Raw genomic sequence first — 20876 nt, 5'->3', positions numbered from 1 at the left:
TTGCTTATATTACATCCGATTTAAAAGTAAAATACTTTTTTATCGTTTTTTTTACCACAGTGCGTCACCCTATTTTTATTATTCATTATCCTCTTGCAACGCAAGTTTTGATGTACTTATTTATCTTGGTACTCTAAAAATAGAATTTACTAGCTTTAATTGCATCTCATATGTTAAGTAAACAAGGTATATAAATAGAATTAAAGCTTCAAGAAAAAAAAAGTATTAGTTAAATCTCCAGGCCAATACACGAGTTTTTTTATTGCCCTGGCCCATGTCAATAATTTGATATTGTGTTACTTTTATACGTTTTAAAACACCTTGTAAAAAAGGTAAGTTATCTTGTTTAGACACTAAAGTTGTAAACCATCTAACTTGATTAGAAAAATGAACACTTTGGTATATATAATTTTCTATAAAAGCCTTTTCACCTCCTTTACAGAACAATTCACTAGAGCTGCCACTAAAATTGCTGATACTGCCTTTAGGGTCTTGATAAAGTGCTTTATTTTTTCGCTTGGCTTGGTTTTGATAATCTTCCAAAGATTTAAAAAATGGCGGATTACAAATTACAGCATCAAAAAACTCCTGATTTTGAATAATTCCCTTTAGGATATTTTTTGGATTATTTTGTAATCTAACTTTGATTTTAGATTGTAAATGTGTGTTGTTTTTTAAAATATTTTTGGCATTGTCAATAGAGTCCGAAGAGATATCACTACCCACAAAATTCCATTGGTACTCACAACTACCTATTAAAGGATAAACAATACTTGCTCCGGTACCAATATCTAAAATTCGAACCTTATTACCTGTGGGAATTATTTGGTTGTTATCCAAAGCAAGTAAATCGGCTAAATAATGAATGTAATCGGCTCTACCGGGTATAGCTGGGCATAAATTCTCTTGTGGAATTTCCCAAAATCTTACCTTGTAATATTTTTTTAAAATAGCTGTATTTAATGCATTTACTGATTTTGCATTAGAAAAGTCAATCGTATCGATTCCAGAGGGACCTTTGATAATATAGTTTGACAAGTTACTATGAAATTTTATTAATTCTGAAAAACTATAAATTCCATGATGCTTACTTCTGGGATGAAGTGTTTTTTTTGATTTGGAAAATCCCACTATAAATGGTTTTAATATGAATTGCAAAATTAGCTAATTTCTGGCTAAATCGATCTTTTTGCTTGATTTAAAAAAACACCAACAGGGCATAAAACTACGCCTAGTTGGTGTTTAAAATAAAATGTATTGCATTTACTCGCGCTATTTTTTCAAGCCTTTTTGGTAGAATCCCAGAGTAACCAGGTTACCTAAACAAACTCGCACCTATAGTTATCTCCAAGATTTACTACCCAATAACGCGAGTATGCAATACTGTTGTTTATAAAAAATAATTAAGTACCTATTGTTTTGTCTAATTCCAATCTGCCATCATCGCATTTTCTTGTAGTAAAGTTCTTGCCTTTGACTCTATATCAACACTATACAAATCAGATTGACTTCTTGCATCATTAGAGGTGTTTGTCAAAATAACTTGGGCTTCATTGGGAGAGAATCTAGGGTCTATATCAATACTACCACTTGGCATTTTCTCGGATATAAGGGTTGTTTTATTAGTTACACGATCATAAAGAAAAACTTGATTTGCATAACGGCGATATTGTGAGTTTTCACTCAAAGAGGTATCGTGGGAGTATAAAATCTTATCTGCTTTTGAAGATAAATGTATTCCACTAACAGCTCCTTTAACATTATCCAAAACACTAAAGAGTTTATTGCCTTGAAAATCCACAGCATATATTTGTGCCTGGTAACCATTTATGTTATTGGTTTTTAAAACAATAATATTTTCGTTGTGATTTACATCTATCTCCGAGATCAGTTCCTCAGGCGAGCTTTGATAAATCAGCTCAAGTCCTTGACCATTGGTTTTAATGCGATATAATTTGTTGAAATTTGCAAAATAAATATATTCACTTGCACTAGGCCAACAAAAACCTATTTCATTCATATTAAAACCCGCAGGTTTAATACTAGTTGTTACTTTTTTAGGATTTGCACCATCTCGATCCATGATATAAATATCTGTTTGAGCTGCGTTGTTTTGAAAAAAAGCTATTTTATCGGCCTCTACATTTCGTCTTGCTCTAAAGCTACTTGTTTTAGCATCTGTCAAGGCGAATTCTTCGCTTTGTGAATCCGTGGAGTAAATCACGTAGTTTTCATTTACTTTTCTAGCAAATAATATACGATTGGTTAAAGGAGTAGTATATACACTAAAAACCCCCATTTCACTTTTAACAGGCTCGTGCTTATCTGTATGTACACTAACTTGCCAAAAATACTTACCTGCTAACTCAAGCTTATCATATGTAAAAACGGTATCCGTAATTTCTTGAAAATTCAAAACTTTATCATTGTTTGCATTTCTAAGGGTTAAAGTATAACTCATCTTAGCAGTATTGGTTTTTTCCGAGCTCCAAGTAAATGTCGTAGAAGTGCTTTGTAGTTGTTGGTTATTCTTAGGATTGAACAACTCTGGAGCTTTAGGGGCAACACTGCTTTGGGTTTCTATTTGCATTTCAAAAATAACATTGGATTTTTTATCGCCATACACAGCCGCTGGTTGAAAGTTTGTACTATATCCTTTACCTTGTGCCTTTACCGAATACTCACCCTGCTTTATATTATCCAATACAAATTTCCCTTTCTCATCGGTAAATACAGTTGTAGTTAAAGGAGAGGTTTCGATTTTTATATTAGCAAGGGGCTTTAAATCTATTTCAGATACAACAATTCCCTCGATGGTTCCCTGTGCATTGTCATCTAAATAATCCTCACTACATGAACTAATGCATAGTACAAAACCTAACAATATATATATTAATTTATTTGATAATGTTTTCATGGTCTAAATTTTAAAAATGGTATCTAAGTCCTAGTGCAAAGTTGAAATAAAAGTCATCTCTTTTTCCTTGCTTAATACCTTCGATTTGATCGTTAAATGTTAAGTTCTGCTCCCCAAAGGCTATAGCTGTAAATCGGGAGTTAATACGATAACTTAAACCAAGTCCGTATTGTAGCTTAAAATAAAATTTCTCATTATCTTTTTTCTTGTTATCAAACATAAAATAATCTCCTATCACCCCTACTCCAGCATAAACAAATGGCGTAAGACGGTCATAGGGCAAAATATTAGCCTTAATATTAGCGTCAAAACTATAAAGTTGATTTGAGAAACCATTACCAGCCTTTAATTCAAAGAAATTTACACCAAGTCCCAAATCAAAAGTTTGATTTAGACTTCTATTATAGGCTAAACGCAATAAATAACCTGGCTTTTTCTTACGAATATCACCGTCAAACACAGTGGTACCAGCACTTAACTCCACACTATTTTTTTGTTGTTGCTCCAGTTTTTTACGATCATACAATTCGGTGGCTTCTTGCTCATTTTTAAGATAATTATAATCCTGCACAAGCGCATTATCTAGATCCTTTCCTTGTTGGGTACCCCACAAATTCTCTTGGATTCCTTCAATAATTAACCCCTCCACTGCCTTTTCAATTGCTTCTTTCATAGCCAAATGTACCGGCTCATTTGTGGTGAAACCAGTTTCAACCTCTAAGAGTCTTTGAAAATTAACATATCGAAATAAATTGGCAGAAACCGCCTGAGATAGGATAGTTTTTGAGACGTATACCGTTTTTAAAATTTTACCATTTGTAGTAGAAACAGCTCTTAAATAAACCGTCAAGCGATCCTCTCTATATTGATTAGAAGCTCCTACTCCAAAATATCTAACACCAGTACCTCCGGTTATAATATTAGTATCATAAGAAATCACTCCTCCTTCCAATAAAATTCCTGCAAACAAAAGTGGGGGTAAATGAATCTGGCTTGGTTCTCCCGATCTTTTAAATTGCTCTCTTGTTGTTTGAATTATATTGCGTTCGTTTAAAAGATTACTTAAATTCTCTCTTTCAACTACTGTAAACCATCCACTGTCCTCTAATGCCTTTATAAGCATGGTTGTCCCTCCTTGGGAGACAGCGGTACTAAAAGAGCTTCCAATTTCAATGTTTTTGTATTGTCCGGTTTGATCACGAAAATTGTACACACCGGCCACTACTGGCTCTGCTGGTTTGGGCAAATTCTTAAGTATTTCATTTTGAGAGGATACCTCCCCGATGCGAGCATGCTTTTTTGAAACAGGTTGATTCATATATGCCCCACACCCAGATAAAGTGAGCCCCAATAGCATTACCCCAATAAAAATAATTCTCATCTGTATTAATTATTAGGCATAGTTATTTGTGTATACTCACCGGTTCTGGTATTTAACATGTTTATTACCATACCTTGATTGGTTTCAAAAATCTCAATTGACATAGACCCAATATTAAAAACTCCTTGTTTTATTCCATCTGAAAATGATTCATCAAATAGCTCTTTTGAGAGTTGATTTAAAAGTTGATTTTTAATTCGTTCCTCAAAATTTTGTTGTGAGCTCTTACTCGCGGTTTGACTCTGAGGTTCTTTGTGATCATTTTGAGCTTGAGCTGAAGCTAAAATCATTTGATAGTTAAAGGTTTCCCCACCAAAAAAGGGGCTTATTGGTTTGTAGGTAAGTTGCTGAGCAGAACATACACTAATGTGAAGTAGAACAGCGAAAAGTATTATTTTTTTCATTTTTGTTTAGGTATTAAAGAAGTTTAAAAAATTTTGAGCCTTTCTTCTTTTTGATTCTCCAAGGCTATATAACGTTGTACTCTTGCCAAGGCAGCTTGAGACATTTGCTTGATAAAATCATATTGAGATTTGACAAAAAATTCAAAAACCAGATTATTCTCTACATATAGGCGAACTATGGTACTTGAACCCATACTCATTGCTTCGGTTATTTTAATCACCGAATTGGTTTTAATATTATTGGCTAGAAACTGACTGTAGAAAAGTTGATAAAAATCACGGCCAGCTTTTGTTTTAGTTTGATCTATTACAATATTCTGTAGTTTTAAAATTACATAATCGCTGGATTGCTGTTGTTCGACCAATTCATCGATAAAGTCATTTTGAATATCTGCTTGTGTTTTATTATCATTAATAACTACTCGATCCATAGCTATTAAGTCCTGATTTACATCATAAATCAGTAACAACACAATAATTCTTTGCTTGTTTTGAATTTCTAAGGAGCTGTTAAATAAATTAATCTCTTGCAGGGGCTCTAAGACAAATCTTTCCTGTTGTTTGCTTAAGGCTTGACTTGCTAGTGTGTCCAAAGAGCCAATTGCCGATAAATCAGCCAATATGCTCTGGGTTTGATCGGTTTTATTAATAGCTTTGGCCCGATAGATTAATAATTGATCACTTATTTGGTAATCAATCTTGGCTTGTAGTTTTGTATTTATTATTTGTCCTAAGGCTTGATTAGAAAACAATAAAACAAAAACACTCAATACCAGATAAACTCTAAACATGGAGCTATTTAATTAAAATTATTGATAATTAAACTACGTTGATCCCCTTGCATGTATATCTGCATATCTTTACTAATAGAATTCTCTCCAAAGACACTTACATCTAAGTTTGTTCCATTTTGAAAAACTTGTATATTTTGCTCTATAAATGGATTATTAGAGTATTGAGAAAACGTATTATTATCCCCGGATTGAACTATATTTTGTTTTATATCATATCCCTGCACGTTCACATCTATGTAATTGGTATTGCCTTTTTGGGCATATGACAAATCCTGGTTATCACCAAAAGCTTTTACATCCAAGGTATTTTGGTTACCATTTTGAATAACAGTTAATACCTTGTTGGTTGTTACAACAAATGTATTTTCTATTAAAATGGGTACTTGGGTTAGCTTTGCATTGTTTTGATACTGTATCTGTTGAATATGAACCGGACTTTGTCCATGAGCAAATATGGCAAAAATAACACTCAAGATACAGCTCCATAAATAAGTTGATCTGTTCATAATGGGAATGATTCAATGGTATTTAAGTTTAAAATAAGTTGAGTTAGTCTTTATCTAAAAATTAGACATTACCGACTAACCCAACTACTTATTTTTGATAAAAATCAAACATTTTTACTACTTAGTAATTACTTTGCATTAGCTTGGTAAACCTGTGCCGAGTTAAGGTTTCCATTTTGCCAAGTTATACTAGTGTTAAAATCACCATGCTGAGTTGCATAAGCTGCATTTGAGGCTCCGTTTTGGATTGCATAAGAGAAGTTACTATTACCATACTGAGAAGCATCATGCATATTCGAAGTTCCGTTTTGAGTGATTAAAGTACCGTTATTCTCGCCGTTTTGGTCAACTATACTAAAGTTATAATCACCACCTTGTGTTACCTCAGCGATATTTCCAAATCCATTTTGAGAAACTAAAGCAATGCTGTTTTCAGCGATTTCTTGTGTTACAATAGCCTCATTTGCAGTTCCTATTTGAGAAATCTCCACAATCCCTCTATCTGTTGCTTGTAATACAGCAGACATATTACCTGCACCTTGTTGAGTTACCTCAAGTGAGTTCTCATTTCCAATTTGGTATAATTCAGCAACGTTCTGCTCTCCAACTTGTAAAGCAACCGCGAAGTTATCATGACCTTCTTGTCCTACAAAACCGTAGTTTTGTGTACCCGCTTGTAGATTTCCAGCAGCATTTCCATCTCCAATTTGTACAATTGTAGATTCATTTATCATTCCTTCTTGTCCAATTAATGCAAGGTTATCATTACCCAATTGCGCAACTTGTGCAAAGTTTAATAAATCTTTTTGTTGAATCTCCACAGCATTACCATGGCCTTGTTGTTGAACAAAAGCTCCATTGATTAAACCTTCTTGTGTAATCTCAGCATTGTTTTCATTTCCGATTTGGATAACATCTGACTCAAGTCCAGTTCCAAATTGCTCCGTGTAAACAGAGTTTTGTTCTCCAACTTGGTGAACTTTAGCTAAGTTTTGATTTCCCATTTGCTCAATAACCGATTCGTTGTTTTGAGCTAGTGCAATTCCACTAAATGCAAGTGCTGCAAGGCATAATACAGTTTTTTTCATAATTTTAAAAAAAAGTTGTTAATAAAAATTGGTTGGTTAATAATTATCAAATTTATTTTTACTATATTTAGCTATGTCCATTTTAAAAAATGGAAATTCTAAAAAAAAGCACAGGCTACCTTTAGCATAAATAACTTTTTGACCCTGCAAATATGTGGGATTATAAATCGCTAACAAATACCTCATTTGGGGGATATTTTACGTTAATTTTAGAAAAATTAAACTTTAACATTTTTATAGTTTTATATATTTTAGATTTATTTTTAACAATATAAATAGCTATTAATGTAATAATTTGTTAATAATTAATATATAAAAAGTACATTGTATCATGTCATGCTATTTTTTTCAAAAAACATATGTTAAAATATTTTTTACATTTGTCTGAAATCAAAAAGTAAAACCTATCCAAAAATAAAATTTGAAAAAGCAATACTTTGCGATTTATCTAAATACGGTGTGAACTGTATTTTTTTTGTCTTTGAAATTTTTATAATGCAAATTTTTTTATTTGCTCAAAATCACTAACATGATCGATATCAACACCTTAGTTACTCAGGTACCCATGCATCCTCCAAATCAAAAGGTTAATAGCAGTGCAGTTCAAGTTTATACATCTAGATATTATTTTTATATCTATGATTGCCTTTTAGATAAAATCATTCCCTGTGATGCAGCTTTTGAAAATGCAACAGGCCATGGTGCAGAGAATTTAAACTGGAATTTATTTAAAAAACTAATCCATCAACAAGACAGACAACAAGTGACTTTGTTTCGAAAAAAAGCAGCACAATTCGCTGAAAAATCTATGGATAATAACTTGTTTAAATATGTGATTAGCTTTAATTTCAGATTACAAAACTCTCATAATCAGTATGTAAATGTAATAGAAAAACGACAGGTTATTGAAATTACTGGTGAGCGAAGTTTAAGTAAGATTTTAATACAACATCAAATTCTTCCTTGCCAAAATAGTAATTTCAAGCAAGAGTTTAAAATCCTAGATTTATCGACAAATCAGTTTATCGATAATTTAGAATGCTTTAAACTAACAAAGAGAGAAATTGAAATTATCCACTTTATAAAACAAGGGGATAACAGCAATGAAATAGCCGATAAATTAAGCGTTAGCAAAAATACAATTATTACACATCGCAGAAATATTTTGGCAAAGACAAATTGTAGAACCTTTGTTGAACTTATCCAAAAATTCAACACTTCGAATTCTATAAAATAAACTAGCTTACCTCTAGTGAAATGCTACTTGTAAATATCCCCCCTTACCAGTAGATTTTAACCATTTTTAGTGCCATTGTACTTAAACAACTTACTTTATAAGTACCCTTATAGGCACCTAAATTATTTGGTTATTGTAATACAATGGGACGTTGCGATTTTAATTTATTGAAAAACACATAACACCTTACAAACTTTTACCCTTAGAATATCATTAAATTAGCATCCCAAAAAAACAATAATCCACCACAGCAATAACAAAAGCCATTAGTGGATTTATAAAACTGGAAAGTTTTTACCACAATATAGTGTAGTTCTATTTTTATCTACTAATTTTACGGGTCACATTAAAATCAAGTAAAATGAAAGTTGGAATTGATAGCCTTTCTTATTTTATACCAAATATTCACCTACCAATACAAACCTTAGCAGTCCAAAGAAATATCGATCCTTTAAAACTGATAAAAGGATTAGGTTTAAAGAAAATGGCACTTTTAGACACCGATCAAGATGTTATTACAATGGCCAGTAATGCCGCCTATAACCTACTAAAGGACAATAATATCACAAACACCAAAGACATTGCTAAATTATATGTGGGAACCGAGAGTTCGCTAGATAATTCAAAACCAATTGCCTCTTATGTTCTTGGCCTATTAGAACAGGTTTTTGGTCAGGACTCTTTTTTACATTGTGATGCAGTGGATCACACCTTTGCGTGTATAGGCGGGGTGGATGCCATGCAAAACGCAATAGATTTTGTGAAAGCAAATCCAAATCAAAAAGCAATTGTAATTGCCACTGATAACGCTAAATATGATCTGGAATCAACCGGAGAGTATACCCAAGGTGCTGGGGCTATTGCTTTACTAATTACAAGTAACCCACGTATGATAAGTTTTGAATCACAAAGTGGAGTTTCTACAAAAAGTGTATTTGACTTTTTCAAGCCTTACCACCAAATAGACAAAAAATTAATCACCAATTCACAAGATAACCAACCTTGGTTTGATGTTTTAGAGCAAGAGATTTGTTTATTTAAAGAACAACCTGTATTTGATGGACAATATTCCAATGCTTGTTATATTGAGCGTATCTGCCAGGCCTATAACCATTACAAGCAAGTAAACCAAATTGCAAGTGAGCAAAAACCTTATGAAAATTGGAAGGCCATTTTAATGCACCTACCTTATTGCTATCAAGCAAGACGTACTTTTTTTGAGATTATATTACAAGAGAATCCTCATTTAATTAATCCCGATACCCCTGATGTACAACAGCAGATTAAAGCATTCTCAAAGTCAAAAGAATATCTAGATCTAATTGAAAGTAAAATTGCTCCTTCCGAATTAGCCTCTGCAGAGGTTGGAAATATCTACACCGGTTCAATCTTCCTTGCTTTACTATCAACTTTAACCTACCTACAAGAAAAAAATGATTTATCCATTGGAGAGAAGTTAGGTTTTATTGCCTATGGTTCGGGTTCTAAATCAAAAGTTTTCCAAGGAATTTTACAACCAAACTGGACCAAAGCAATGCCAAAGACTTCTATTTTTAAAGCCTTGGAACAATCCCATGAAATTGACTTTCAAACCTATTTACAGCTTCACAAAAAAGAACTAAAAAAACCTATAATTGATACAAAAAAACAATTTGTGTTAGATTACATACAAGACCGACAAATACCGACTCTACAAGGTGCTCGATATTATAAATTTGTAGAGTAAATTTCAAACCACAACCTGTAGGGTGGTCTACCCTACAGGTTGTGTGTTTACTAGAATTCATACCTTAATACAAGCATATGGTCTAAGTATTTGCCATTTTCCCAAATCAGCTCGTTGTAGTTTTCTTTAAAATAATTTACCCTGGTGTAAAAATCAACAAAACCATTTTTACGATAGAATTTAATTTGTTTATCGCCATTATCATTAGTACCCACTAGAATTTGTCTTATTTTATTGGCACGAGCTATTTTTTTTACATATTGGATTAATTCCCTTCCAATTTCCCGACCTTGAAACTGCGTATCAACGGCTATATTCATAATCTCCACTTGGTATTGGTTATGCATTCTCACGCAACATACACCAACATCTTTACCTTGGATATTGGCCAGGTAAACATCACATAAAGTCAGATATTTATCAATAGCCTCTTTGGATTGATCGGCTAAAAGCAATAATTCATAAGGAGCTTGGCTAGGAGAAATACTATAAATTTTTAAACTATTATTCATAAAAAATTAATATCTAACTTTAATCAATCTTAAAGTGTTACATAAATAAAAATTAAATCAATACTTTAACTAAGAAGGTCTAATTGCTTTAAAGCCTACAACTTACAACTACATCCTTATAGAGTCCGCTATCTTCCTTTGTTCAATAACAGCCAATCTATACCATTTATGTCTTTGTAATCTGGATATGGTTGGTTTTAAAAACAGTAAGAAAAAAACAGAGGTAAATGTATTGCTAATAGTAAAGGCTATAGCAACCTGTAAAGCAGGCTGATCACTAAAGGCCAAGGCAATATCTTTTAATTTTGATAAAAAAGGAAAAAGTAAAATGACCCCTATAACGTTAAACAAACTAGCGGCAAAAGCCACCAATCTTGCCAAAAAAGACAATCGTAAACTCACCAATAGTGCTGTTGAGGTAGTCCCTATATTTGCTCCAATAACAATTGGAATAGCCGAATCAATATCTATAGTTCCTTGACTCAATAAAACAATAACCAAACCAACCACTACCGAACTGGATTGAATCACAATGGTTATTACTATTCCATAGAGTATTCCCAATAAAGGGGTGGATGCTTTGGCTAAAATTTCAATTAAAACGGGATTGTTTTTAATTGGCTCCATTGCCGTGGATATAAAAGAGAGGCTAAAGAATATAAAACCAAAATAGAAGATTGATTTACCGGCCACAGAAATCCGTTTAGGTATCATACTAATTAAAGTACCTAAGACAATAAAAAAAGGGCCTAAAAAAGAAGACTTCATTGAAACAATCCATGCCGTACTGGTTGTTCCTATATTGGTTCCCAGCAAAATTAGAATACTATCTCGGAAGGAAATAATCCCAGTATTTACCAAAGAAACAGTCAAAGTTGAAACCAATGTACTGGATTGAATCACTGCGGTGAATATCGCACCGAGCAAAAAACCACCCAAGGGCAGCTTGGTTATCTTACCAATCCAATTGGCTAAGCGGTCTTTTCCTAAGGCTTCGATTTCTTTAGAGAAGCTTTGAAGTCCAAAAATAAATAAAGTTATAGCAGCAATGATAACAATAATAGTTTGAAAACTTTCGTACATATAAAAACATTTGGATTATAAATAATTCAAACAAGTGAATTTCATATGCTATATTACACTAAATTCTTTTGTTAAACAATACTTTTAAATATTGCTTTTGAGATAAATAACCCTAAAAAAACAAAAAGAGTCTTTATAGAATTTTTTCTACAAACACTCTTTTTTTTATTACAAAACACTTGGTTTAATTTTTAAAAAATCACCTTTTTTATTGATCTAAATACTGGTATTTTTTTTGTTTACTCTGCCATCTCTTTAAAGCAAAATCCCGAAGATCCACAATACGGTCTTTTTCATCAACAATCTCAAATCCCAGTAAAGTTTCCAATATATCCTCTAGGGTCAACAGACCACTAATTTCACCATATTCATTGGTAATTACAGCAATATGCTCTTGATGTTCAATGAATTTATTCCAGGCCGTAACTACGCTAATTCGCTCACTAAAAATAAGAATATCTCTTTTTATATCAACTAACTTTAAATCGAATTTATCTTCAGCTAAGTTTTCAAAAACAACTTCTCTTAATACATACCCTATAATATTATCATTTTGTGTGGCATAAATAGGAATACGCGAGAAATGTAAAAGCTCTTTATTTTGTAAAAATCCACGCAAATCCATTTGGCTATCTGCACTTTTCATCATAATACGAGGGGTAATAATTTGTTCTACACTAACTGTTTTAAGACGAATAATATTTTGAATAATTTTATTTTCTTTACCCTCTAAAACTCCTTCTTGCTCACCAATACTGGCTAGAATAGCTATTTCTTCGCGACTAATGGTACTATGGTTTTCTTTTTTAGTAAGTCTTTTTGTAACAAATGAGCTTAGTATAACCAATGGATAACAAATCCAAAGCATCACCTTTATACTGTTTGCGGATAGTTTATATAACGACTTGGCATAATTGGCTCCAAGTGTTTTGGGGATAATCTCTGTTAACACTAAAATAAGTAAGGTCAAAACAGCAGAAACAATACCAAAATAAGCTTGTCCAAAAACATAAGTTGCTTGGGCACCTACCCCGGCGGCACCAACGGTGTGAGCAACTGTATTTAAAGAAAGAATTGCAGATAAAGGCTTGTCAATGTTAGATTTCATATCTAATAATTCTTGTGCCTTTTTATCGCCATTTTGCGCCTTACCTTTTAAAAAAGCAACAGACACGGAGAGTAAACCAGCCTCGGCCAAGGAACAGATAAAGGAAACAAATAAAGCGGTAAATAAGTAAACTAATAATAGGATCATAAATAAGTTTTAATTTGCTCAAAACTAGTAATCCTTATTATATAAAATTTTCAATTTTAACCCAAACAACTAAATAAAGTACCCAAGTGATAAAAATATTCACCAAAACAAGACTATTTTTATAACCTACTACTTTTTGAACCCTTGCTCACTCCAGTAGCTAAAAATACTGGTAAGCAGTAATGTTAAAACTCTCATTGGATTTAAAAAACTACCAAAAACCTAAAAACTTCCACCACAATGAACCAATTGTTATAAATACAAGTAAGTTAACCACGCTCATTATAAAACCGGTTTTCCACCACTCCCCCAGGCTTGTGTAACCAGAACCGAAGATAATTGGGGCGGTTCCAGTACCATAATGAGTCAAGGACATCATTAAAGAAGAGGAAAAACCAAGACTAAAGGCCAAAAGCATTGCAGGGGCACCAAGGGCTAATCCAGCGGCGAAAAATGCGCCAAACATTGCCGTTATATGAGCCGTTGTACTGGCAAAGAAATAGTGAGAGTAAACATACACAAGTAAAAGAATTCCACATCCCAATGCCCAATTAACTCCTAGGTTACTAATACCAGAGCCAACACTTTGAGCTAACCAGTTTACCAAACCCAATTTTCCTAAATACGAGGCCATCATCACAAGGGCTGCAAACCATACAATGGTATCCCAGGCTCCTGTATTTTTCAATAAGTCTTCCCAGGTTAAAATACCAAAACAAATCAAAACCGATAATCCAACAAACGCAGCAGTGGTGGGTTGTATTGCAAAACTTTCCCCAAAAATCATCTCTGGAACCCCTGCCCATAATAAAAGCAGTAAAATAAATACTCCCATAGTTATTTTTTCAGCCAAACTAATAGGTCCTAATTTAGCCAGCTCCTTTTTTGCAAAAATCGGCGCGTCTGGCGTTTTTTTTATCGTTGGAGGATAAATCCAAAAAATAATAATTGGCATTATAATCAAACAAATAATAGCAGGTACAAAGGCAGCAACCGCCCACGAAATCCACGAAATATACTGCCCTTTTGGCTGTGTTCCTTCATAGATTAAACTAACAATTAATGGATTTGGAGCTGTTGCGGTTATAAACATAGCCGAGGTAATAGGATTGGTATTATAATTAACTAATGCCAAATATTTTCCAATTTTCCCACTACTGTTTTGTTGCGCACTTGAGTTAAAACTACTAGCTATGGACTTCATAATTGGATGAATAATACCACCTCCCCTTGCGGTGTTACTTGGGGTAACTGGAGCCAAAAAAGTTTCAGAAAACACCAAAGAATAAGCAATCCCAATTGTTTTTTTTCCAAATACAGATATTAAATAATATCCTATACGAGCCCCTAAGCCTGTTTTTGTTAAGCTCATGGATATCATAATAGAAATACCAATAAGCCAAATTAAGTCATTGGAGAATCCGCTTAAAGCATCAGATAAAGCAGCCTTGGGATTTCCTGGATTAGTTACCTGGGTAATGGCTACCAAAGCAATAGCAATTACCGATACTCCTCCTATGGGTAGAGCCTTGCCTATAATAGCAGCTATAGTACCCACAAACAAGGCTAAAAGATGCCAGGCATTGGGAGCAACCCCTTGAGGAATAGGAACAACAAACCAGATAATTAAAGTTATAGCTACGCTAATACTGGCTGGCAAAATCTTTATTGGTTGTAATGTAAGACCCATATAATTATTAACCTTAATTGATTGTTACTACAAGCAACTACCCAGCCACCTTGGCATAAATAGGTTTTAAAAAGAATTAATTTCTTTTTTTTAGGATAAAAAGCTTTAAAACTATAAAAAACAAACACTAGTTAATCCAAAAAACATATTAAATTTACAATTTTTTAAACATTATAACAAGGAAATTATAATTTATTGTTTTTTTTTAATTTTGCTATATTTAAAAATCAAAAACTACGCATTATGGATAATCAACGAGTATACAATATGAGTTTCGCAAGTCTATATCCGCATTATATTCATAAAGTTCAAAAAAAAGGATATAGCAAAGAGGATCTAGATCTTATTATTTTCTGGCTCACGGGATACAACCAAGAAGATTTGCTAAAAATTATACACAACAAGACCACCCTAAGGGACTTTTTTAATCAAGCACCTGATTTTAATAACATGGCTCATACAATAACAGGAGTTATTTGTGGACATCGGGTAGAGCAAATAAAGGATCCATTAATGCAAAAGATACGCTATTTGGACAAACTAGTTGACGAGCTTGCAAGAGGAAAAAAAATGGAAAAAATTTTAAGACAATAAAAAAGGGACTGTTCTAAAACAATCCCTTAAATGCATTTAATATTTATTTAAATATTGGGCTATCACCTTGGTATATTGCTAGCTTACCTGGACCTATTAAGCTAATGGTCAAAGCAGATGCTAAAAACAAAATATTTAATTCAGCCAATAGACCTCCTGTATTGGGATCTATATCAAATCCTGTCATACCTTTTGTTAGAAAAACAGCCATTCCCATTGTAAAGACAACTAATAAAGAAGATATCCTTGTGGCAAAACCTATAATCAAACACAAAGGAGCTAAAATTTGTGTTATAGGAAGTCCTACCCATAATATTTCTGGAAGATCGGCATTTCTTAATTGCGTCACTACAAACTCATGTCCATAAATTAGCTTATGTATTCCATGTAGTATCATAAGGCCACCAACGGCCAAACGAAGGATTAATTTACCAAAATCTTCACACATAACTATCAAATTTTATTATAAATAACGCTATAATGACTTTAAAATCAAGTCTTATTTCGAGTTAGTCTTTAAGGGTCTTACTTCAATCTTACTAGGCAAAACATTTGGATTCATCTTTAAGATATCAACCACTAATTCGCCAATATCCTCGGGTTGAATTTTCCATGTATCTTGCTCATTAGGTATATGGTCATTAAAGTTACTAGTTACTGAACCAGGTAAAATAGTTGTAACTTTCACTCCATATTCCCTTAAATCTAACATGGCAGCTTGTGTGAAGCCAACCACACCAAATTTACTAGCATTGTAGCCTGCTCCTTGGGCAAAAAAATTAATTCCTGCCAAACTAGCAATAGATATATAATATCCTTTTGAGTCAATTAATGCCTGACTAGTTGCTTTTAGACTATGAAAAGCTCCGGTTAAATTGGTATCAATCATTGCATTCCAATCCTCTAGAGAAAGAGAGAAAACCGGTGCAAAAATACCCAACCCTGCATTTGCAATAACCACATCTAATTGCCCGAAAGTACTTAATATCTTCTCTACAGCTGCTTGCTCATCTTGAAAATTACGTACATCGGAAACAATAGCTAATACGTTTTGTTGGTCGCCTAATTCATTGGCTACTTGTTCCACAAAGTCTCTATTTCTTCCACTAATGGCCACCTTACACCCTTGTTCAAGTAATGACTTTGCAATTCCTTTACCAATTCCTTTTGTCCCACCTGTTATATAAACAACTTTATTTTTGATGTCTTTCATTTTATTAAATCATTTTTATTGAAAAATATATTATAAATGTAATTAAAAATCATCAATTATCCATAAATGGATCCTATTTTGACAAAAAAAAACCCCATATTAATGGGGTTTTTTTAATATTATATTTAATTCTAAGAATTAAGATAATGCTTTTTGAACTTGATCAGCTGCCTCTTGGAAAGCTACTGCTGATAAGATTGGCATACCTGATTCATCGATTAATTGTTTAGCAAGCTCTGCGTTTGTTCCTTGTAAACGTACAATAATTGGCACCTTAATTTCGTCACCCATATTTTTGTAAGCATCTACAACACCTTGAGCAACACGGTCACAACGTACAATTCCTCCAAAGATATTAATTAAAATTGCCTTAACATTTGGATCTTTTAAAATAATACGGAAAGCCTCTTCAACACGTTTAGCATCTGCCGTTCCACCAACGTCTAAGAAGTTTGCAGGTTCAAATCCAGCGTACTTAATTAAGTCCATTGTTGCCATTGCAAGACCAGCACCATTTACCATACAACCAACAGTACCGTCTAAGTCAACATAGTTTAAACCAGCAGCTTTAGCCTCTACTTCAATAGGTCTTTCTTCTGTGATATCTCTATACTCAGCATATACTTTTTGTCTGTATAAAGCATTATCATCGATAGTTACTTTAGCATCAACAGCTAGAATTTTATCATCTGAAGTTTTAAGAACCGGGTTAATTTCAAACATAGATGCATCTGAACCAATGTAAGCTCTGTATAATGCGTCTACGAATTTAACCATTTCTTTGAAAGCGTTTCCTGATAATCCTAAATTAAAAGCAATTTTTCTTGCTTGGAAAGATTGTAATCCAACTGCTGGATCAATTTCTTCTTTGAAGATTAAATGTGGTGTTTTCTCAGCTACTTCTTCAATATCCATACCTCCTTCGGTAGAATACATAATCATATTACGTCCTTTTGCTCTATCTAATAAAACAGACATATAGAATTCTGAAGTTTCGCTTTCCCCTGGATAGTAAACATCCTCGGCTACCAATACGCGGTTAACTCTTTTTCCCTCTGGTGGAGTTTGCGGTGTAATTAGATCCATTCCGATGATACTTCCTGCGATCTCTTTTACTTGCTCTAAGTTTTTAGCCAACTTAACACCTCCGCCTTTACCTCTTCCTCCAGCGTGGATTTGAGCTTTAATAACATACCAGCTTGTTCCAGTTTCTTGTGTAAGTTCTTCTGCTTTTTTAACAGCATCTTCTGCACTATCAGCTACCAACCCACGTTGCACTCTAACACCGTAGCTAGCTAATATTTCTTTACCTTGAAATTCGTGTAAATTCATAGTTCGAATAAGTTTAGCATTTAATATAAACAGATACAAAAATAACAAAACCGTTTGAATTACCTAATTATATTAATAGGATATCTTAAAGGAAGTTACTTTGCTTCTTGCTTACAGTCTAATTATAATGGTTTTAAGTATATTAAAATAAAAAATCAATTTCTCCTTTACCCTGACGAATAACCTCTGGTTGCTCGTTTGATAAATCCACAACCGTTGAGGCATAGTTATCTCCATAGCCTCCATCAATTACGGCATCTACTTTATTTTGCCATTTTTCAAAAATTAATTCCGGATCTGTAGTATATTCAATAATTTCATCCTCATCATAAATCGAGGTGGAAACAATAGGATTACCTAGTCTACTAACTATCTCTCTGGCAATATTATTATCAGGAACACGAATTCCAACGGTTTTTTTCTTTTTAAAATCCTTTGGTAAATCATTATTTCCCGGCAATATAAAGGTATAAGGACCAGGTAAAGCCTTTTTTAATATTTTAAAAGTAGAGGTATCTATTTGTCTAACGTAATTGGAAATATTACTTAAATCAGAACAAATAAAAGAAAAATTAGCCTTATCTAACTTCACCCCTTTTATTTTAGCAATTTTCTCTAAAGCTTTACTATTGGTAATATCACATCCTAAACCATATACCGTATCGGTAGGATAGATAATTAACCCGCCTTCTTTTAAGATTTTAACAACCTTATCTATTTCCTTTTCATTGGGATTCTCCGGATAGATTTTTATAAGCTTTGCCATATTTTTTTTGTTTTCTCAACTTGTAATTTACGATAAAACCTTCAGCTTAGCAAATCGAAGTAAAAGTTTCTTTATACCTCCCACGTCGAATTTTATTTCTGCTTTACGATCAGCTCCGACACCTTCTAGATTTAAAATAATTCCTACTCCAAATCGCTCATGCATCACCTTTTGGCCTGCTTGCAAGGATTGATTATCGATAGAGTTTTTTGTATCACCCTGCGAGGATAATGGTTTTAACTTGCGAATATTTCTATGTATAGTACTTTGTTGATCATCTTGTTGTAAATAAGAGGGAGGTGCTGTATTTTCAGGCTTTCTTAATCGCAATTTACTTTTGTCAATATCCCCAAAAATATCAGCATTAATTGTAGGTTTATATCTATAATTAGTCTCCACCGGGGTTAAGTATTCTAAATAAGCATCATCTATATCTTCAATAAAACAAGAAGGTTCACTATCTACTAATTTCCCCCATCTATATCGGGATTGCGCATAAGTTAAATAAGCTTGATGCTCAGCTCGGGTTAAGGCCACATAAAAAAGTCGTCTTTCTTCCTCTAATTCTGATCTTGTACTTTTACTCATTGCACTTGGAAAGAGATCCTCTTCCATTCCAACACAAAAAACAGTCGGAAACTCAAGTCCTTTAGCCAAGTGAATAGTCATTAAAGCAACTCTATCATCGTCCCCATTGTCTTTATCTAAATCCGTAGCCAATGCTACATCTTCTAAAAATTCACTTAAAGATCCCCTTGCACCATCTATTTCTTTTTGGCCTTCAATAAAGTCCTTAATACCATTTAAAAGCTCTTCTATATTCTCCATACGAGTAATTCCCTCTGGAGTAGTATCTTTTCTTAATTCTTGAACCAAACCTGTTTTTTTTGTTACATGCTCGGTTAAAGCATAAGCATCCATGGTTTGATCATTGGCCACAAAGGCCTTTATCATATTTACAAAATCAGTTAACTTACCTTTTGTACCAGCGGTGATTTTTAAATCTATTTTATCAATATGTTCCATTACCTCAAAAATAGAGCGCTTATAATGGTTTGCAGCAATAGTTAACTTATCTAAAGTTGTTGCACCTATACCCCTGGCAGGATAGTTAATAACCCGAATAAGGGCTTCCTCATCTTTTGGATTGATTATCAATCGCAGATAACATAAAACATCTTTGATTTCTTTACGCTGGTAAAACGATAACCCACCATAAATACGGTATGGAATATCTTTTTTACGCAAAGCATCTTCCATTGCTCTGGATTGCGCATTTGTTCGGTAAAGGATAGCAAAATCACTATTATTTGACTGCTCACGCATTTTTAATTCAAAAATAGTAGAGGCAACAAAACGTCCCTCTTCGGCATCGGTTAAAGATCGATGAACTTTTATCTTCGGACCTGGATCATTGGCCGTCCAAACCACTTTTTCTAATTTAACCTTATTCTTATCGATAATGGTATTGGCCGCTTCAACAATATTCTTTGTCGATCGGTAGTTTTGCTCTAAACGATAAGTTTGTACATCTTGATAGTCTTTTTGAAAATTCAAGATATTATTAATATTGGCCCCGCGAAAAGCATAGATACTCTGAGCGTCATCTCCTACCACACATATATTTTGAAAGCGATCCGATAGGGCTCTAACAATTAAATACTGGGAGTGATTCGTATCTTGATACTCATCCACTAATATATATCTAAATCTGTTTTGATATTTAGCCAATACATCGGGAAATCTCGTTAAAAGCTCATTTGTTTTCAATAATAAATCATCAAAGTCCATGGCTCCTGCCTTAAAGCAACGCTCCACATAGTTTTGATAAATCTCCCCCATACGAGGTTTCTTACTCATAGCGTCCGCCTCTTGTAATTCAGGGTTTTCGTAATAAGACTTTACTGTAATTAAACTATTTTTATAGGAAGATATACGATTTAAAACCTCCTTGGGCTTATAAATATCACGGTCTAATTGCATTTCTTTAATAATCTGACCTATTAATCGTTGTGAATCCTGTGAATCATAAATTGAAAAATTACTTGGATACCCTAAACGATCAGCCTCGGATCTAAGAATTCTAGCAAACACAGAGTGAAAGGTACCCATCCATAAGTTCTTGGCCTCGGAACCTCCTACAATTTGAGCAATACGAGATTTCATTTCTCTTGCTGCTTTATTGGTAAAGGTTAAGGCCAGAATATTAAAAGCATCTACACCTTGGTGCATTAAATAAGCGATTCTCAAAGTTAAAACTCTTGTCTTTCCAGAGCCCGCACCCGCAATTACAATCATTGGTCCATCCTTCTGTAAAACAGGGGCCCTTTGTGCTTGATTTAACTGATCAATATAATGTTGCATATTCTTACTTTACT

19 protein-coding genes are annotated in these 20876 nt (G+C 33.4%); 3 read left to right on the top strand and 16 right to left on the bottom strand.

The annotated features are described in order from the left end of the window. Positions 1-225: 225 nt before the first annotated feature. The 7 genes from rlmF to ACYSNV_RS09260 form a co-directional block, all read right to left on the bottom strand. On the bottom strand, positions 226-1131 hold the full coding sequence (rlmF, locus tag ACYSNV_RS09290; protein ID WP_461762296.1) for a 23S rRNA (adenine(1618)-N(6))-methyltransferase RlmF: 906 nt from the start codon (positions 1129-1131) through the stop codon (positions 226-228). Positions 1132-1423: 292 nt separating this feature from the next. After that, positions 1424-2917 (bottom strand): carboxypeptidase regulatory-like domain-containing protein, encoded by a 1494-nt coding sequence (locus ACYSNV_RS09285; RefSeq protein WP_461762295.1) that lies wholly within the window; start codon positions 2915-2917, stop codon positions 1424-1426. Positions 2918-2927: 10 nt separating this feature from the next. Beyond that, a complete protein-coding gene (locus ACYSNV_RS09280; RefSeq protein ID WP_461762294.1) occupies positions 2928-4298 on the bottom strand; it encodes a CsgG/HfaB family protein in 1371 nt (456 codons plus the stop codon). Positions 4299-4303: 5 nt separating this feature from the next. Next, on the bottom strand, positions 4304-4702 hold the full coding sequence (locus ACYSNV_RS09275; RefSeq protein WP_461762293.1) for a curli assembly protein CsgF: 399 nt from the start codon (positions 4700-4702) through the stop codon (positions 4304-4306). A gap of 23 nt (positions 4703-4725) precedes the next feature. Further along, positions 4726-5493, bottom strand: a complete 768-nt coding sequence (locus ACYSNV_RS09270; protein ID WP_461762292.1) for a CsgE family curli-type amyloid fiber assembly protein — start codon at positions 5491-5493, stop codon at positions 4726-4728. An 8-nt stretch (positions 5494-5501) separates the two neighbouring features. After that, positions 5502-6002, bottom strand: a complete 501-nt coding sequence (locus ACYSNV_RS09265; RefSeq protein WP_461762291.1) for a hypothetical protein — start codon at positions 6000-6002, stop codon at positions 5502-5504. A gap of 128 nt (positions 6003-6130) precedes the next feature. Beyond that, complete coding sequence (locus ACYSNV_RS09260) at positions 6131-7090, bottom strand: hypothetical protein (RefSeq protein ID WP_461762290.1); 960 nt, start codon at positions 7088-7090, stop codon at positions 6131-6133. Positions 7091-7619: 529 nt separating this feature from the next. On the opposite strand from ACYSNV_RS09260, the gene ACYSNV_RS09255 reads away from it, so the two are divergent. Then, on the top strand, positions 7620-8327 hold the full coding sequence (locus ACYSNV_RS09255) for a helix-turn-helix transcriptional regulator (RefSeq protein ID WP_461762289.1): 708 nt from the start codon (positions 7620-7622) through the stop codon (positions 8325-8327). 361 nt (positions 8328-8688) lie between these two features. Continuing rightward, positions 8689-10053: a hydroxymethylglutaryl-CoA synthase family protein gene (locus tag ACYSNV_RS09250; RefSeq protein WP_461762288.1), complete on the top strand. Its 1365-nt coding sequence runs from the start codon at positions 8689-8691 to the stop codon at positions 10051-10053. Between the two features lie 50 nt (positions 10054-10103). Here ACYSNV_RS09250 and ACYSNV_RS09245 read toward each other — a convergent pair whose 3' ends face one another. The 4 genes from ACYSNV_RS09245 to ACYSNV_RS09230 form a co-directional block, all read right to left on the bottom strand. Further along, on the bottom strand, positions 10104-10565 hold the full coding sequence (locus tag ACYSNV_RS09245; protein ID WP_461762287.1) for a GNAT family N-acetyltransferase: 462 nt from the start codon (positions 10563-10565) through the stop codon (positions 10104-10106). 108 nt (positions 10566-10673) lie between these two features. Next, the gene (locus tag ACYSNV_RS09240) at positions 10674-11648 is read right to left on the bottom strand and encodes a Na/Pi cotransporter family protein (RefSeq protein WP_461762286.1); all 975 of its coding nucleotides are present in this window, start codon (positions 11646-11648) and stop codon (positions 10674-10676) included. A gap of 208 nt (positions 11649-11856) precedes the next feature. After that, entirely contained in the window at positions 11857-12903 is a 1047-nt protein-coding gene (locus ACYSNV_RS09235; RefSeq protein ID WP_461762285.1) for a CNNM domain-containing protein, read from the bottom strand. 211 nt (positions 12904-13114) lie between these two features. Next, positions 13115-14593 carry a DASS family sodium-coupled anion symporter gene (locus tag ACYSNV_RS09230; protein ID WP_461762284.1) on the bottom strand — a complete coding sequence of 493 codons (1479 nt, stop codon included), beginning with the start codon at positions 14591-14593 and terminating at the stop codon, positions 13115-13117. A 243-nt stretch (positions 14594-14836) separates the two neighbouring features. Here ACYSNV_RS09230 and ACYSNV_RS09225 point away from each other — a divergent pair, with 243 nt between their 5' ends. After that, complete coding sequence (locus tag ACYSNV_RS09225; protein ID WP_461762283.1) at positions 14837-15187, top strand: DUF2200 domain-containing protein; 351 nt, start codon at positions 14837-14839, stop codon at positions 15185-15187. 43 nt (positions 15188-15230) lie between these two features. Here ACYSNV_RS09225 and ACYSNV_RS09220 read toward each other — a convergent pair whose 3' ends face one another. The 5 genes from ACYSNV_RS09220 to ACYSNV_RS09200 all read right to left on the bottom strand — a co-directional run bounded on the left by ACYSNV_RS09220 (position 15231) and on the right by ACYSNV_RS09200 (position 20862). After that, positions 15231-15635, bottom strand: a complete 405-nt coding sequence (locus ACYSNV_RS09220) for a DoxX family protein (protein WP_461762282.1) — start codon at positions 15633-15635, stop codon at positions 15231-15233. Positions 15636-15686: 51 nt separating this feature from the next. Continuing rightward, positions 15687-16400 (bottom strand): SDR family oxidoreductase, encoded by a 714-nt coding sequence (locus ACYSNV_RS09215; RefSeq protein ID WP_461762281.1) that lies wholly within the window; start codon positions 16398-16400, stop codon positions 15687-15689. A 138-nt stretch (positions 16401-16538) separates the two neighbouring features. After that, a complete protein-coding gene (gene sucC / locus ACYSNV_RS09210; protein ID WP_461762280.1) occupies positions 16539-17732 on the bottom strand; it encodes an ADP-forming succinate--CoA ligase subunit beta in 1194 nt (397 codons plus the stop codon). 142 nt (positions 17733-17874) lie between these two features. Beyond that, positions 17875-18498 (bottom strand): L-threonylcarbamoyladenylate synthase, encoded by a 624-nt coding sequence (locus tag ACYSNV_RS09205; protein ID WP_461762279.1) that lies wholly within the window; start codon positions 18496-18498, stop codon positions 17875-17877. A gap of 27 nt (positions 18499-18525) precedes the next feature. Continuing rightward, on the bottom strand, positions 18526-20862 hold the full coding sequence (locus tag ACYSNV_RS09200) for an ATP-dependent helicase (RefSeq protein WP_461762278.1): 2337 nt from the start codon (positions 20860-20862) through the stop codon (positions 18526-18528). Positions 20863-20876: the final 14 nt, after the last annotated feature.

Source organism: Myroides sp. LJL119 (genome assembly GCF_054871605.1).
The sequence above is the reverse complement of the archived record's forward strand: the minus strand, read 5'-3'. Positions and strand labels throughout refer to the sequence as shown.